Origin of the sequence: Pseudoalteromonas sp. NZS71 (genome assembly GCF_015864715.1) — a bacterium.
Lineage (GTDB): Bacteria > Pseudomonadota > Gammaproteobacteria > Enterobacterales > Alteromonadaceae > Pseudoalteromonas > Pseudoalteromonas arctica.
In genome coordinates, this window is sequence record NZ_JADYWS010000020.1 from 19,868 (window position 1) to 36,857 (window position 16,990).

Here is a 16,990-nt window from a genome sequence, read left to right on the forward strand (position 1 = left end):
GTCTGCTCAGTTAACCAAGGCGGCTTTTACTAAACAACTATAACTACATATTACCAAGCTCTATCATCATTGCTGTGTACATACGTAAATTCAGTTCAAGTTGCTCAAGTGTCATAAATTCATGCTCTGAGTGACCTGTGTAGCGCTTACCCGGCATTGAAGGGCCAAACGATACCGCATTATCAAACAGCTTTGCGTTAGTGCCACCACCTATTGATACAAAGTCAGCTTTTTCGTCGCCCGTAAAATGCTTGAAAATATCAAGCAGCTTTTGCGCATGTGGCGCGCCATCAAGTAGCATAGGTGTGCCAATAATTGTTTCTATGTTAGCAAGTGTTACATTGTTAGTAGCTTGCCAATTAGCGAGTGCATCATCAATTTGCTTTTGTAATACAGCTTCATCTTTACCCATTGGACGACGTGCATTTACAGCAAGTGTTAGCGCATTACCATCGCGCTCAATAACGGTTGGTGCCACTGTCATTGGGCCCATAAAGTCGTGCTTGTAAGCTATTTCGCCAAATTGTTTACCGTGAATGTCTAAACCAATTAACTGATTCACAAAGTCGATTAGCTCGCCGTCACTGTTATTTTCAAGCTCCACACCTTTAAATAACTCAGCTAAATAAGCAATAGCATTTATACCCGACTCCGGCTCAGATGAATGCGCCGACATACCTTTAACGCTTATTGCTAAGCCATTACTTTTTTCACTAAAGTTAAATTCAACTTTATTTAATGTTTTAGCTTTTGCTTTTAATGTATTAATAAGTGCCGCGTCTGCATTGTGAAGCACTAAGCTGGCATCTTCTGGAATTTGACTTCTAAACGCACCACCAGTTACATCCTTTACATATAAACCCGTTTGTGGTGATGTTGCATTAAAAGTAGGTGCAATTAAGCTCCAGCCTTTCTCGGCAACCACTACAGGGTATGATGCATCAATGGTTACGGCATACTTTGGTTGATCGTAAGTTTTCATGAACTCGGTCAATGGGCCCCAGTCAGATTCCTCAGCTAGGTAAATCATCAGCTCTATGCGGTTATCAAGCTCTATGCCTTTATCTTTAATTGCTTTCATGGCGTAAAGCGCTGTTGCTATTGCACCTTTGTCGTCCTCAGTACCACGACCAACTAATTTACCCGGTTCAGATGTATCAATAATAAAAGGGCTTTGTTTCCATTTGCTTGCATTAGCAGGTTGCACGTCGCCGTGGGTTACTACCGTTACTTTTTCGCTTTGCTCGCCCATACCAATTAATACGGTGTAGCCTAAATCTTGGTAGTCAAAACCAAGCTCTGCGGCTTTCATTTTTAAAAGTGCTTTAAAGCCAATAAAATCGGGATTTTGAGGAGTGCTAATGTCGCTTTTATTAACCGTCGGAAAAGCCACTAAGTTAGTTAGTGTGTGTATTTGAGCATTTTGGTAGGTATTTACTGCGTAATCGGCAACGCTATCAATATTTTTATTTAACTGCGCATGAGCGCCAAATGCAAATAAAGCAATACTGGCTAAAGCTAACTTTTTCAAAACAATTCCCATTTAATTAATAACTAAGAGCGGTAATTATAACGCTATGAAGTGCCTACTTATAGCTCTTTACGCCAAACACACAGGTAACTTAAGGTAAATAACCGGAACTCTGGATAATAAATCTATCTCAAGCAGCTATTTTCAGCGCTAACTGCGTTGAACTTACTTGCAATAGGCCAAGTAAATCTCTTGCCCAGAGTTCATGTTAAATATTTATATAGCAGCTTTTATGAGGATGACTGTATAATGCGCGACTTAAAATTAACAGGGTATTTAATTGTGAACCGTCGTAAAAAAATCGTCACTAAATTTCAAAAAAAAGATAAACGCACTAACGCTAAATTGCATAAAAGCAACAAACCGTCTTATGTATCAAAAGCTGAGCGCGAAAAACTAGCTGAACAAGAAAGTAATGAGCCACAGGCAACCCAAGAGTAGCTTTATGTTACCTGTTGCTTTGATAATTTAAAGTGGCAAAAGTAGCGACCACTTACATAACATACCACTGTCGTGGCAACTATAAGTTCAAACGTAGCTAAGTAATTAACTGTATCTACATATGGCATTGCGAGGTTTATACTTTGCATCCAATCAGCCATTTTAAATAATGCAGTTGCCCCAATAACCATTGGAAATGTAAAAGCAGCGTAGCTCGGCGTAAAAGGTCTGCTTAATAACTTTATAAATAACACATAAACAATCAGTGTTTTTATTATCGCTAATATAAATAATGCCCCCACTATAACAAGTGATGGATTAGCTACAATATGAAAATACCCCGCTAATGTTAAACTGGCAGGCGCAGCTAAAATGGCAAGTGTTGGCTGTATTTCGTAGTCACTTTTTAAGGCTAATAAAAAACGATAAAACATAATTGGCAGCATTATCGCGTACGTTGATATACCAATAACCAGCGCACTATAAGCTAACCACGCTAATGTCGGATTTCCCGAAAAAGTAACATCTGCAATAATTATCCCTACTGGTGGCACAAACCAGCTGGGCGCCATATCCTCAAAGTTAAACTTTTTTGCTCGCTGGTATAAAAAGCTCACCAAAAATGTGAGATGCAGCACAAAAGCTAAAACCCACATAATATCACCAGCCAATGGGTTAAATTGCCCAATTGAGTTTGAAATAACAAGATTAGCCATTGCAAATGTAGGGATCACACTTCCTGCAACTGGGTGTGCTAAATCGGCTTTTAATAAATGAGGGTGTAGTAAAAACTTAGCAGCCAAAAGTAAAACTAATACGCCAGCTAATACCGCTCCCAAAAATTGCCCTTGGGAGTTTAAATTAAAAACGTTTTCCCATGTCCCCCCCATACTGGCAATACCCAAAGCTAAACCGGCCATAGCTGTTGGCGCACCCATCACTTTATTTTTAAATTGCTTAAACACTGTATTTCCTAATCATTGGGTGATGAACAAGTTACTGCTTTTTACTGCATTGCCTTAAAATAACGCTGTAAAATTAGTACAAGCGTGCTTAATAGAACGCTTTTTGCGTACAAATATTTCATAAAAATAAGTTTACGGCTTACATATTAAAGCGTATGAAAAAAGCCATAACACAGTTATGGCTTTTACTTTATTTTAAAATTTAATTTAGTTAAAACGCGTAACTAATGCTTACATTAAATGAACGCCCCTGCCCAGCAAGTTGTTCAAACCCGTTGCTGCTATCTTGTTTAAGTGCTGCAATACTTACGCCGCCTAGTGGGAGTTGGTAGTACTCATCAAACACGTTACTCACTTCTGCGCTTAGCGTTAATGAATCCCATGTGGCTTTTGAGCTTAAATTAACCAAGCTGTAGCTGTCTGTTTGGTTTTCAAAACGATTATTATTTACACGGCTTTTAGTATCTACCCACTGCCAAGATAATGCGTTTTCAAACCGACCTATTTGCTGGCTAATACCTAGCTGGGTTTGCAGTGGTTTAATTTGATAAAGCGGCTGGTTAGTATCGTCGCGCTTGCCTCTCGTATTAGTAACATTAGCGTGTAACTGCCAGTTACCTAAATCCTTAGATTCATAAATATTGGCTGTTAAATCTATTTTAGCACCATATAAAATGGCATCTACATTAGTAAACTGCAAAATGTTACGCGCAGTGTTGTCCAAGTCATAACTATTGAAGCTTCTTACAATATCAGCATCAATATAATCATTCACATCGGTATACCAAACATTGGTGCTTAATCGCCAACGGTCATCTTTAGCCGATTTAATATAAGTAGCACTTAAAGTATGCGCTGTTTCAACGTCTAAATCAGGGTTACCAATATAGCCATTACCATCGCCATACCAACCAATCATGGTGGTTGCCATATTACTTACGCCCCAGCTGTATCGCTCGTATAAATTAGGCGCGCGGTTTTTACGGGCAAGACCAAATTGCAGCTCATCATAATTTGTTATTTGGTAGTTAATTAATAAGTTAGCATCAACTATAGTGTCGGTTTTATCTCTGTCGCCAGCATTAAAGTTCTGTGCAGCAACTGTATTATCTGTAGACGTATCGCTCATGGTCATAGTATCCATACTGCTCATATCGTCCATATCCATCATGCTCATACCGTCGTTGTAAGGCTGAACCTCACCTACTTGGGTATTAATACTTTCAATACGTACGCCTGCGTTTAACCACAGTTTTGTATTTATTGGGTTCTCATATTCAGCAAATGCTGCTATGCGCTCTCGTTTGCCATTATTTATATTTACGTAATCGTTTGGTCCCATCATGGTTGAGCCTTCAATACCTGGCCACCAATCATCAACGCTGTAATTGTAATATTCTTGGCCGAGTAAAATACTGCTGTTTTTATCTAGCGCAATACGCCATTTTAACTGCGAACTTATATCTTGTGCATCAGTTTTCATTGGCATCATGCCTGTTTTTTCTTCACTGAAAAAACCCATTTCGTGCTTTACGCTATGCCAGTTGACTTGCCCTTCAAGCTCGCTGTTTTCAAAGGAGCGTTTGTATTGAGCTATTGCACCGTAGCTGGTGTTATCGGTCATATCCATATACTGATTTGCAAATCCCTGATATGGGATTTTTTGATGCGTTAGCTTTATAACTAATTGCTGTTTATCATCGCGCATAGCTGCGGTTAAACTATGATTTTGTGCTCGATACAATGTATCTAACACTACATCGCCGTTACCGTCTTCATAACTACCTGCATCACTAAACGACCCCTGGTAATTAAGACTAAACTTGTCACTTGCTAAACGTGCACCTACGCCAAGCTTACGTCCGTTATCAACACTACTGTACTTTGCTGACACATAACCTGAGTGCCAACCTAATTCATTGCTATCGCTATACTGTGGTGAAATAGAATTAACGCTTATTACGCCAGCAATATTATCGCCGCCCGCACTCACTGGCGACACGCCTGCAACCACATTATAAGACGTAATTTGATTAGCCGAGATATACGAAAGTGGCGGGTTCATATGATTAGCGCATGCAGCGGTTACATCTGCGCCATCAATTAACACTTTAACTCTGTCGCCCATTAAACCATTTAAAATAGGTAGGTTAGATACGCCGCCCGCAGCTGAAAAGTCGACACCTAAATCACTTAATAACGATTCTGACGAACCAAGTGCTAAGTGCTTATTTTGAGCATGTCCGTGTACTTCAATTACTTCTAAAGACGTATCGTCGGCAAATGCAAAAGTAGATAGCACACCGCTAATAAAAAGTGCGACAGGGGAAAGTAAGTAAGTTTTTTGAGTTTTGCTTTTATAAACCATTGTTAATTTATGCCACTGTAATAATTGGCGTAATTATAGTGTGAACTGCAAAAGCAAAAGCGCGACATATTGTCGCACTTTATCAATTTAAAATGTTGTTAGGTGTGTTTGAGCACATAAGAAGGCAGCTTTAAACATAGGAACATGCAATTAACTAAGTATTTAACTTAGCTACCGTTTGAGAAACAATATCGGCTCCACGTTCAATCTCTTTAATAACCTCAGACACATTAGCAATAAGCTCTCTTCCTTGTTTTGATGAGTCTGAAACTGACGTTATTTGCTTTGATATATCATTAGTGAGCTCTTGGTTATTTTTAACAACACTTGCTATTTCATTAGTAGATCGACTCGTACTGGCTGCAAGCTGCCTTACTTCATCAGCTACTACAGCAAAACCTCGACCATAATCACCAGCACGCGCTGCTTCTATTGCGGCATTAAGTGCCAGTAAATTAGTTTGATCCGCAATGCTGCTAATTGTCGAAACAATGGAACCTATGACCGCAGACTGTTCATTAAGATTTTTTATTAAATCTACCGATTTAAGTACTTGGCTTACAATGGCGTCGGAGTTCGCTATAGAGCTTTGTAGTATTTCAGAGCCTTTTTTAGCGGTTGTAGCAGTAGCTACCGCCGATTCATGTGCTATTGCAGCGGCTTCTGTCACTGCACTGTTATTATTAATTCGATCGGTAATATTTGATGCAAACTTAATTATTTTAATTACATTACCTTTGCTATCTAAAATTGGGTTATAAGTTGCTTCTAACCAAATTTCTGAACCGTCGGCGGCAATACGTTTAAATTTTCCTGACTTAAACTGCCCCAGCGCTAATTCACTCCAAAAGCGTGGGTTTTTCTCATAAAACACTTTAGTACAAAACATTTTATGATGCTTGCCTACAATGTCTTTTAAGCTATAACCTATTGTTGCTAAAAAGTTTTGGTTCGCCTTTAAAATATTACCCTCTGGGGTAAACTCTATTGTAGCCAAGGCTTTGTCGAGTGCATTTGCAATAGCTTCTTGCGCTTTTCTTTGTATGTAACTGGTCGTAATATCAGAGGCTATTTTAATAACTTTGGTGACTACGCCGCGCTCTTCTACAGGAAAGTAAGTTGCCTCAAGCCAAAGCTTATCGCCATTAGCTTTGTACCTTAAAAACGAGCCTGCTTTAGAATTCCCTGTTTTTAATGCTTGCCAAAATTGACTATATTCGTTTGACTTTGCATATTCAGGTTCGCAAAACATACGATGATGCTTACCAATTATTTTCTCTTTGCTATACCCAATCGTTTTTAAAAACAACTGGTTTGCGTCTAATATTATTCCATCAGGTGTAAACTCTATATAAGCAACGTGCTTATTAATTGCCGATAAAATAGATTGCTTTTGAATTAATTGAAGCTCCATTTCTTCAATTTTTGCGTTTCTTTTAGAAATACCAAACATATAAAAACCTTAAGGAGTAAATTAGTACAAAAATTAGCAAATTAATGTGATATCAATATGTAGCTGTACTGTAAATATAAGCTTTAAATAACCTTTCGGCTAATATTTAATACCCTGTAGACGCCTGCTTTATAAATAGTTTTTTTATTTTATGAATGTTAAGTAGTATTTTCTTCTAATTAACATTTTAAAAACCTAACAAAAACACTAATTTATGCATGACTCTGTACTTTTTTTAAATTAAAATAACGTTCTCACTGACTACCCTCTCACACCAAATTTAAGCATACACATGATATTTCCTATTCAGGATTCATTGTGCAATTTCATTTTTAAATTAAACCTAAGGGATCATCTATGACATCAGATGTAACGTCGGCATCTAGTCAACTAAACAGAACTGCTATTTTACTCGTATTAGCGCTTGGCACATTTATTTTAGGATTATCTGAGTTTTCGATGATGCCTATGCTGCCACTAATTAGCGAAACATTTGGCTCAACGCCCTCACAAAGTGGTTACGCAATTAGTGCTTACGCCATTGGTGTTGTAGTGGGTGCGCCTATTTTAATGCTTACCACTGCTAATATGAGAAAGCGCAAAGCATTGCTCATATTTATAAGCTTAATGTTTGTCTCAAACGGATTAAGCGCGATGGCAACGTCGCTTGAGCAGCTTGTAATATTTAGATTTTTAAGTGGTTTACCTCATGGTGCATATTTTGGCGCGGCTATTTTATTAGCATCGGATATTGCCCCAAAAGGTAAGCGTGCTAGCTTTATGTCTAAGGTGTTTATGGGTTTAACTGTGGCTACTATTGTTGGTGTGCCTGTTGTAACACTTGTGGGTCAAAACCTTAGTTGGCGGTATTGTTTAGCCGGCGCTGCAGTGCTTGCATTTATTGCTTTTATTTTTGTTTACAAAGTAGTTCCAAACATAGATAACGCTAAGCCTTCTAACTTACTAAACGAGTTTGGCGTACTTAAAAATAAACTGGTTTGGTCTATTTTGGGTATTGTAATTATTGGCTTTGGCGGGGTGTTTTGTATTTATACTTACATTGCCGACACCATCTTAGTGGTAACAAAAACAGCTCCGTATACTATTTCTATCGCAATGGTAATGTTTGGTATTGGTTGTACGCTCGGTAACTATGTACTGGGTAAAGCAGCCGATAAATCAGCAATTAAAACGACTGGCATTGCGCTTGTATGTACCATTGTATTTGCCTTTGCTTATGTAACGGCAAGCCATAATATTTGGGCTCTTTATGCAGTAATTTTCTTTATTGGATGCAGTGTGGGCTTGGCTACGCTGATTCAAACGCTTTTAATGGACGTTGCACCCGAAGGCCACGCTATGATTGGTGCCTTAGTACAGTGCGCATTTAATACTGCCAATGCTATAGGCCCTTGGGTCGGTGGAATTGCAATAGCACAGGGTGCTGCACCTAATCAAACAGGTTACGTAGCAGCTGCATTATTTTTAGGTGGTTTGGGTATGTGGCTACTAAGTTACTTACAACTAAATAAACAGCAACCAACAGCGCAAGCCACTAATTAACTTGAGTTCAGATTAATTTAAAATACAAAAAGAGCCGCTAATTAGCGGCTCTTTTATTTTTAATTTACCTAGTAAATTAAGCGTTTAACGATGCCATATCAATAACAAAGCGGTATCGTACGTCAGACTTTTCCATACGCTCGTATGCAGTGTTAATTTCGTCTATGTTGATCATTTCGCACTCAGGTAGCACGTTATTTTCACCACAAAAATCGAGCATTTGTTGCGTCTGTGCAATACCACCAATAAGTGAGCCTGCAATACGACGACGACCCATTAATAATGGCACCGTGCTTAGCTCATCTACAGGACCAACTTGGCCTACAATAACTAAAGTACCATCTACATCAAGTAGCGGTGTGTAAATAGATAAATCATGTTTTACAGGTACCGTATCTATAATGACGTCAAAGGCAGATTGCGAGTCTTTCATTTCGTCATCATTAGATGACACTAAGTAGTGCTGAGCACCCAATTTAACCGCATCATCTTTTTTAGACTCACTACGGCCAATTACCGTAACGCTTGCGCCCATTGCAACTGCATTTTTAACAGCCATGTGGCCAAGTCCGCCTAGACCAACAACACCAACACGGCTACCTTTTTTTACGCCCCATTTATGAAGTGGCGAGTAAGTAGTAATACCTGCACAAAGTAGCGGTGCTACGCGAGAAAGGTCTAAATTTTCTGGCACGGAAAGTACGAATTCTTCGCGTACAACAACATGTTTAGAATACCCACCTTGGGTCATTTCACCACTAATGCGGTCTTTACCTGCGTAAGTACCAATCATGCCTTCGCGGCAAAATTGCTCTTCGTCGTTATCACATTGGTCGCAGCTTTGGCACGAATCAACCATACAACCAACAGCAACCGTGTCGCCTTGCTTATACTTTTTAACGTCGCTACCTACCGACATAACTTTACCAACAATTTCGTGCCCAGGCACTAATGGATAGTCACTGCCACCCCAATCGTTTCGCACGGCGTGTAAATCTGAATGGCACACACCACAGTATAAAATTTCAATTTCTACATCGTTATTTCGTAAATCGCGGCGCTCAAAAGAAAATTCTGTCAATTCAGAACCTTGGCTTTTTGCTGCATATCCTACTGTTTTCATAATAACTCCATAGTGGTTAAAAATTTAAATCATCAACAGCATAGTGCATAGCCTGTGAATAGAACCTGACAATATAAAATAGGCACAAAAAAAGCCCAAACAGTGTTTGGGCTTAATCGTTAGGGCTAGGGAGCTAAATTTAATTATTTTGCAAGTAAGCTGTTTAATTCATTAATAATTGAATGAATGCGCTCTGCATTTTTTCCTAAATCACTACGCCCTACTCGCGACTTACTACGAATATCAACAAAACGTTGGCTGCCTTCATCTTTAATACGAATTACCACATCGTCTTTAAAACCAAACCACGTTGTTGTATCGGTAGCTTCCACAATACCTGTAGCCGTATTTGCACTTACCACTGCAAAGCCAAGATTTTTAACTGCTTGTTCGCTTGCTGTCATTAAATCGGCTTTAGATTGTGCAAAGCTTAAAGTTACCAGCTCAGGGTATGCTTTGCGTTGCTGTACTGCCGTTTCTTCACCCGCGTATTCTACTGGGTTAGATGCATTTGCACGTAGTGGTGCGATTGCTACAAATTTTGGTGGATTAACTAAATCAGTTGAAATGTCATGAATTGCCGGTACGCCTTCAGCCTTGTTCATCATATTAAGTGGCATAGCAATAGCCACAACCGAAAATACAAGTGCAATAACTCCACTGCTTAGCGTTAACGTTTTACGCATAAATAACGCTTGTACTATAAGTAGCACCAATGCAGCGCCACCAGCATAAACGCCATATTTAAAGCCCGCAAACGCAACGCCTAATTCTACAATACCAAATTTATACAAAGGCCCTGGCAGTATGACGAGTAAAAAAGCGATTAAACTAACTAAGCTCACTAAAATTTTCATTTTATGATTCCTATATTGTGTGTGATTTTTATTATTAAAACAGATAAGCACTATTAACCAGTAGCTTATACTACTAACAAGTGCTTTTAGATTACTATTAGCGACTAATTACACAAAAAAGTCCAATGTTGTGTGATCAAAGTTACTCAAGTTTGGAAAAATATCAACAAGCTCAGAGCTTGGCACACCAAACCACTGAGCCAATGTGGCAAAGTACTGCTCATTAGCAACACTTGGAATTAAACGCCCGCCACCGGTATCTTGTGGGCCATCCAAATGTTGAGTTAGTAGCTCGCCATATATATTGCCGCCTTTTACTGCGCCGCCCATTACTATTTGGTTTCCTGCCCAACCATGGTCAGTGCCATCGCCATTTGAGGTCAACGTGCGACCAAAATCAGACATAGTAAACGCAGTCACTTTATCTGCCATATCAAGCTCTTTCATCGCGCTATCAAATTCACTTAACCCTTGAGCTAACGTATTTAATAAAGCAGGGTGCGTTGTTAATTGGTTATCGTGCGTATCATACCCCCCCATAGAAACAAAAAACACTTGGCGCTGAGTGCTCAATTTTGCCTGTACGCTAATTGTTTTAGCGACTGCTGCAAATTGCTCACTAAGGCTATTATCGCTAAATGGGGTAATAAGTGCAGGCGCGCTTTCTAACGCGCTGTTCATTGCTTGAGTGTTATTTATCGCACTTGTTAAGCCATTGGCATAAGCTGTACTTAACGGATGGCTCGTATTACCTAGTAAGCGGTTCATAATAGAAGTTACGTGCTCGCTACGAGGTTGATACCCACCAAACGCGTTAATACTACTAATGCCACTTTTGTTAAGCGCAAATGCATTGCTAGCACTTCCCGTTTGCCATAAATTAGTACCGTCGAGTGATACATTAGCTGCAAACTCATCTTGTAGCTCTAAACGTTCTAAAAGTCGTGCGCCCCACCCGCTATTAAGTGATTGTTTTTCTCGACCATACATCCACGCAGCTTGCTGATCGTTATGCGAAAACAAATGCTTAGGCAAACCTATTGTTTTATTTTTATAGTCACTCAATGTTGTGGGAGCGAGTAAAGTACCTACCCCACCTATAAATGCTAAATTTTGAGATTCAAACACATTTTGTATAGGTTCAAGTGAGGGATGAATACCGACTCCACCGGCAAACTGGCTTTTAATACTTAACTCAAGTGGGCTCTCTACCGCTAGGTTCTGCCTACTTTGCTCGTAAACACTACGTTGCTCGCCTTCAAGCGGAACGAGCATATTTAACGAATCATTCCCCCCGTATAAATACACACACACTAATGCTTTGTAATCACCTAGCTCAACAGCATTAGTCGCTCCAGTTAATGCTTGTAATTGCAGGCTCGTTAACGCGGCAGCCGATACGCTTCCTTTTACACATAACGACAAAAACTCTCTTCTATTAATGCTCATTATGCGATCCTAATACTGCACGTTAAATTCAGGTGAAATAGCAATCATATATAATAAATACGAAACCCGTTCACGGTATTGCTCTTCATTAAAATAGGCATCTAAATCAAGTAATGCTTGGCGTGTGTCACTGCTCATTGCGCCTGCAAAATATAGCGTGTTGTACTGAGTTAATAGCGCGCTAACACCGTGTTTCTCTAAAACATTCATGTCGTCTTGAATATAAACATAAATACCATTTGAATTTAAATCACTGTGCGCTTCAGCGGTACTCCACACTAAACTTGCGTAAAGCGCGTTCATGGTGCCAATCAGTGTTGCATCGTTTGCTATTTGTAATTCTGGCGCAACAATACCTTCATTTCGCAAAGCTGCGGTTTGATAATCAGGCCTAAAAAAGTTAAATACCGAAGCCGACTGCATGGGCCCTTGCCCGTAGTTATTTATTAAATTCCATGTTTTATAATAACCCGCTGGCGATTTAGCATCTAGATTTCGCCAAAACTGTACAGTTTTTAAAATAGGCTCTTTAATTTTACCTTGGTAATTAAGCACTGAGCCAAAATGCCGCGCTTCATCATCTAAATATATAGCCTTTACTACAGCCGCTAAATCGCCGCGTACACCAGCGCCGTTATCAATAAATACATTAGCTGCTCGCTCAACGTATTGGGGTGTTGGGTTTGAGGTAATTAATCGCTGAATAAGCTGCTTGCTAATAAACGGCGCAACATTTTGATGGTTAAATAAGTTATCAAGCGCTATTTGCAATGACTCTTCTGCTACATAACCTTGTGGTATAACCTCACCGTTTAGTAAGGTTTTTTGTTTACTAGAATGGTACTCGTCAAATGCTTCCATTGGCTTAATATAATCACGACTTTTGCGCTTAAATGTTTCACTATCGGCAAACGTCCAACCTGTAAATACGCGTGCAAAACCCTCTATTTCTGACTGTCCGTAAGTGGCAATGGTATTACCTTGTGCATCAAGCTTGGCGCTGCCATCTAGGTTTAGCTCTTCAAGGCCAATAGTAAATAACTGCATTACTTCACGTGCGTAATTTTCGTCTGGGCGAATATTAAGTGTATCGTCTGCTTTTTCGTTACCCAAATGGCTTAAATAAGTCCCCATAATAGGCGAAAGCGTCACATCTTCGAGTAAGTCACGATAATTACCAAAGGCATGCTTTAGTAATAAATCGTAATAAGTGATCATGCCCTCAGGTTGGCCTCTTAAGGCACTGTTTTCATCTGACACTACTAATATTTCACTTAACGCAAACGCAACACGTTGACGAAGTTGATCGTCACTTTGCATTACTGCCTTCCACCATGCGTCTATGCGGCTTATGTATTTAAAGTCATCATCGTCATTTAACTTTACTAAATAATCACGGTGATAATTAATCGGTAGCGCTATTTGCTTATCAAGCCATTGCTGCTCGCTTAAACCTTGTGCGTTTTGTATTTCACTGAGCTTAGGTCCCATTGTTGCTTGGTGTAGCAACCGTGCGGCGCTAATCTCATCCATATTATTACGTGCTGTAAAGCTTACTGTTTTTACACTGCTTGCCCCTTCATTATCGGTTGCTGTGACCGAAAAAGCATAATCAACAGGCTTATAACTTTGCGCATTTAGCAGTGTTACTGAGGTGGTTACTGCCTCTAAAGGCCCGCTAATTAGTTCAGGCCCTTGCGTTTGTTGCCACACAACCGATGTAATAGTGCCGTCTTTATCACTGGCTGTTGCTGTTAGCTCAATTGTTTGGCCCTTACTTAATTCACTAGGAATATCAGCGACTGACAAAATGGGGATTTTATTTCCGTTAACGGTTGGCGTATTATCGGAGCCTGAACCACCGCAAGCGCTTAGTATAAAAACCGAGCTTGCGATCAGAGCAAATTTATAATGCATGTAAAGTCGTCATCATTTGTTAATTAAAGTACGCTATTGTGTACCGAGTTTGATGCATTTATTGAAACACAAAATTTACAATTTAACTCTTTATTTTTTGTAACCGAATCATGAACGCCCCATTAATAATGCATTAGCTGCAGGGGTAAACAGCCAGAGCTTTATTATTTATGAAAACAGAAATTCGCTATTGTTTTGAATCTTCACAAGTTGCTAACCGGTTTTTACACGAGCTGAAAAACTGGCCGGTTAACGATGTAAAAACACGACTTTTTAATGGCGGCGATAGTGTAAAAGTGACATACGAATACGACGAAAGTGGTTTTGATTACACTTGCGCCGAACTTGACGACCTAGCACAGAGCCATGGCGGGAAAGAGGTTTAAGCGTTTTATAATAAAAAACAGCTGATGCACCTTTAATAATTCACTTGAATTATATAGATTTGATTGATGTTTTATCTCTACCTGAGTTTTTCGCTTCGTAGAGCATTATGTCAGCTTCTTTAATTAGTGATTGCATAGACACATTATTACCACTTAAGGTTTCTTTTGTAGCAAATACACACCCAGCACTAATTGTTAAATATTTACGTACAGGCGACGCTTCATGAGATAGATTTAATTCCCTAACCGTCAAAAGCAATTGCTGAGATATATCTACAAACTCTTCATAAGAAAGCTGTTTAAAGAATAATATGAACTCTTCGCCGCCATAGCGCGCCACTGTACCTGTGTTTTGCTTTGCTACTTGCTTTAGCTTTTGGGCAAGAGCTTGTAAAACGGCATCTCCCTCTTGATGACCATAAAAGTCGTTATAATTTTTGAAGTGATCTACATCAACTAACATCACCCCAAAAGAGCCTTGGTCTTGTTGAGCCTGTGTCCATTGCATTGCAATAATTTCATCAAAGGCACGCCTATTATAAATTTGGGTTAATCCATCAATTTTACTTATTTTTTCAAGCTTAGAGTTTTGCTCTTTTACTTGTTTAATTAACGCATTAAACCCGCTAATTAAAACGCGCATTTCTAAAAATTGATTAGTGAACCTCAAAGGCTGCAAATCGTTTTTAACCAACATTGAATTAATAGCGGACGCACCGTTAATAAGTGGTTCAATAAAGTAACGATTTACAATATAGAAACTCAAAAGTGACATTACAAAAAACATTAACAAAATAAGTTTTAAATAGTGATCAAATAAAACTGGCAGTGTTTGATGGTGGTGCTTAATGTTCAAAGCAAGAAGTGGATTACCGTTTATATCTAGAATCACCCTTTTCCTTTGAGTGGCAATGTCCTCTCCTTGGAGGCTCCCTTTAAGCGTCGCAATATCGTTTAAAGAACTAGCCTGTTCTATTTGTGAGTAGCTAAGCTCCACTTGTGCAATCTCAGCTAAGGACTTGATCAACGACGGTCTTACTTTTTTTATAAAAACAATACTACCAACAGGCTCACCTGTTTTATCTGTTCGCTTTATTACATGCGATGCAAACATGACAGGGCCGTCCGCTGTTTGCAAAAAACCAGAATGGCTTAAACTGTTGTCGTCTTCAGAGGCTTTTGAATTAGGAATAATTGAGCGGTTTAATTTATTAACCTGTAAATCTAAATCAGGCGCATCAAACTCAGTATGTTTAATATAATCATACGCTTGCCCGTAAACCATATTAAAGTTTATATCGTAAATAAACACACCATCAATTTTGAGAGAGTAGAAGGTGTCACCTACAAAGTTTGAATCTACATATTCTACGTCAAAATCAGCCATGTAATTATAGGTATCGTCCCATACGGCGTAGTCATAATTGAGTGTTTCTAAAAATATAAACTCTCTATCAAGCGCAATTTTAAGACTTAATAATTCACGATTTTGATAATCTTCAATACTAGTGTTTATGGTCGGCAGGCTAAAGAAATAGCGGTACCCAACTAATAAACTTGTTACAAAGCACATTAAAATCAAAGTACCTATTATTACAAAAAATCTTAATGTCATAGTCTCTATCTAATCGTGTGAAATTAAGTCAAAGCAGCTTACATTTTTATATTTTAGACTCCCTGTACCTAAATAATAAATAATTAGCTTCTTACTAAAGCGTAGTATAAATTCATGAGCAGGAATAAACAAAGTTTACTATTAAATTTTATAGCGTTAAAACTTTAGCCCTTTCAATAACATATTTAATATAGACATAAAATCATACCAATTCGCTTAATTAAGTGGTCTATTTTGAGGGCGGAAAAACGTGTTGATAGCTAGGCAAAAAATTCGCTATTTAGTTGTTCTAAATGAGAATTTTTTAACGCAGGTAGCGACACGTTTAGCCCCGCAAAATGATTAAGTATTATTGCGGATTGGTATTACACATTTAAAGTAGTACAAAAAGCTGAAATTATTCCACTACAGAAAATTCAACTTTTGATGGAGACGAACTCGCAAGCTCCAGTACTTCGTAATAATTTAAACCATCTATTTTTTTGCCAATAATAAAGTAATTCATTTCGTTCATCATGGTCGGGTCGCCCAAAACATCTTCTGCGCTTTGCACCTCAGAAAATTGAATTGTAATTAAGGCGCCTATAAAGCGCATTAAATCTTGAGATTTTAATGTCTTTAAAACTTTATTAACTCCCGCCTGAGTTGACTCAGGTGTAGAGCCATCAAATCTAAAATCACTTTTTGTACTAGCGCATGCACTAAGCATTAATATTGATAGTGCGATAAGTAAATGTTTCATATATATCCTTATTTGTTTTATTAGTTATTCGTTTATTCGTTTATTCGTTTATTCGTGATACTTGCGGATCATCGCCACTTTGCCGTTTTCAATTTCAATCACTTCCATCATTGTGGAGGTGTATTCTATTGGCTGCTTACTTTGCGGGTGAATGCCCTTTGCATGACTCTTATAACGAATAGCAAAGCCTGTATCATTAAACACAAATGTATTAAGCAGTGTGCTTTCAAACAACGTGTGCGCACCTAAGTAAAAACTCATACCTTTGCGCATCTGCTCTTTGCCATCAGGAGTACGTAAGTCATCCGGTTGATACGGAATATGCTGATTACCAATATCATCGGTTAACAATGCAAGATAAGCCTCAAGCTCTTTAATACCTGCGTTAGGTGCTTGTGTGGCGGTCATTGTTTTATGGTACTGCTGCGCAAACGCGTTTAAGTCGAGTGGCTTTTCAGCATACGCCGAAAAAGCAGTTACTAGAGCCAAGCCTAACGTTAAAAGTAACCTCATTGACTATTCCCTGTAGCTAAAAATATTTTATAGGTACATTACATTAGTAAGTTCAATAATCAAACAA

General features: G+C 38.7%; 14 protein-coding genes. 3 read left to right on the top strand and 11 right to left on the bottom strand.

The annotated features are described in order from the left end of the window. Positions 1–43 precede the first annotated feature (43 nt). Positions 44–1,531, bottom strand: coding sequence for a dipeptidase (locus I6E85_RS13880; protein WP_024597024.1), 1,488 nt, complete (start codon positions 1,529–1,531; stop codon positions 44–46). A gap of 249 nt (positions 1,532–1,780) precedes the next feature. On the opposite strand from I6E85_RS13880, the gene I6E85_RS13885 reads away from it, so the two are divergent. Next, the gene (locus tag I6E85_RS13885; protein ID WP_024597023.1) at positions 1,781–1,972 is read left to right on the top strand and encodes a DUF2986 domain-containing protein; all 192 of its coding nucleotides are present in this window, start codon (positions 1,781–1,783) and stop codon (positions 1,970–1,972) included. A 2-nt stretch (positions 1,973–1,974) separates the two neighbouring features. Here I6E85_RS13885 and I6E85_RS13890 read toward each other — a convergent pair whose 3' ends face one another. From I6E85_RS13890 to I6E85_RS13900, 3 genes are all read right to left on the bottom strand, one after another. After that, positions 1,975–2,937 carry a TDT family transporter gene (locus I6E85_RS13890; RefSeq protein WP_024598259.1) on the bottom strand — a complete coding sequence of 321 codons (963 nt, stop codon included), beginning with the start codon at positions 2,935–2,937 and terminating at the stop codon, positions 1,975–1,977. A 211-nt stretch (positions 2,938–3,148) separates the two neighbouring features. Continuing rightward, entirely contained in the window at positions 3,149–5,305 is a 2,157-nt protein-coding gene (locus I6E85_RS13895) for a TonB-dependent receptor (RefSeq protein WP_024598260.1), read from the bottom strand. Positions 5,306–5,459: 154 nt separating this feature from the next. Then, on the bottom strand, positions 5,460–6,758 hold the full coding sequence (locus tag I6E85_RS13900) for a PAS domain-containing methyl-accepting chemotaxis protein (protein ID WP_024589255.1): 1,299 nt from the start codon (positions 6,756–6,758) through the stop codon (positions 5,460–5,462). A gap of 357 nt (positions 6,759–7,115) precedes the next feature. On the opposite strand from I6E85_RS13900, the gene I6E85_RS13905 reads away from it, so the two are divergent. Beyond that, positions 7,116–8,321, top strand: a complete 1,206-nt coding sequence (locus tag I6E85_RS13905) for an MFS transporter (RefSeq protein ID WP_024589256.1) — start codon at positions 7,116–7,118, stop codon at positions 8,319–8,321. Positions 8,322–8,397: 76 nt separating this feature from the next. Here I6E85_RS13905 and I6E85_RS13910 read toward each other — a convergent pair whose 3' ends face one another. The 4 genes from I6E85_RS13910 to I6E85_RS13925 all read right to left on the bottom strand — a co-directional run bounded on the left by I6E85_RS13910 (position 8,398) and on the right by I6E85_RS13925 (position 13,667). Next, complete coding sequence (locus I6E85_RS13910) at positions 8,398–9,444, bottom strand: NAD(P)-dependent alcohol dehydrogenase (protein WP_007581239.1); 1,047 nt, start codon at positions 9,442–9,444, stop codon at positions 8,398–8,400. Between the two features lie 143 nt (positions 9,445–9,587). After that, the gene (locus I6E85_RS13915; RefSeq protein WP_024589257.1) at positions 9,588–10,301 is read right to left on the bottom strand and encodes a DUF1499 domain-containing protein; all 714 of its coding nucleotides are present in this window, start codon (positions 10,299–10,301) and stop codon (positions 9,588–9,590) included. Positions 10,302–10,409: 108 nt separating this feature from the next. Beyond that, a complete protein-coding gene (locus I6E85_RS13920; RefSeq protein ID WP_010555167.1) occupies positions 10,410–11,750 on the bottom strand; it encodes a DUF1501 domain-containing protein in 1,341 nt (446 codons plus the stop codon). A gap of 9 nt (positions 11,751–11,759) precedes the next feature. After that, the gene (locus tag I6E85_RS13925; RefSeq protein WP_024589258.1) at positions 11,760–13,667 is read right to left on the bottom strand and encodes a DUF1800 family protein; all 1,908 of its coding nucleotides are present in this window, start codon (positions 13,665–13,667) and stop codon (positions 11,760–11,762) included. A gap of 170 nt (positions 13,668–13,837) precedes the next feature. Here I6E85_RS13925 and I6E85_RS13930 point away from each other — a divergent pair, with 170 nt between their 5' ends. Continuing rightward, entirely contained in the window at positions 13,838–14,053 is a 216-nt protein-coding gene (locus I6E85_RS13930) for a hypothetical protein (RefSeq protein ID WP_197237030.1), read from the top strand. Positions 14,054–14,102: 49 nt separating this feature from the next. On the opposite strand, the gene I6E85_RS13935 is transcribed toward I6E85_RS13930, so the two are convergent. The 3 genes from I6E85_RS13935 to I6E85_RS13945 all read right to left on the bottom strand — a co-directional run bounded on the left by I6E85_RS13935 (position 14,103) and on the right by I6E85_RS13945 (position 16,923). Further along, a complete protein-coding gene (locus I6E85_RS13935; RefSeq protein WP_231388418.1) occupies positions 14,103–15,668 on the bottom strand; it encodes a diguanylate cyclase in 1,566 nt (521 codons plus the stop codon). A gap of 397 nt (positions 15,669–16,065) precedes the next feature. Then, positions 16,066–16,410: a hypothetical protein gene (locus I6E85_RS13940; RefSeq protein WP_024589260.1), complete on the bottom strand. Its 345-nt coding sequence runs from the start codon at positions 16,408–16,410 to the stop codon at positions 16,066–16,068. A 48-nt stretch (positions 16,411–16,458) separates the two neighbouring features. Beyond that, the gene (locus I6E85_RS13945) at positions 16,459–16,923 is read right to left on the bottom strand and encodes a nuclear transport factor 2 family protein (RefSeq protein WP_024589261.1); all 465 of its coding nucleotides are present in this window, start codon (positions 16,921–16,923) and stop codon (positions 16,459–16,461) included. Positions 16,924–16,990: the final 67 nt, after the last annotated feature.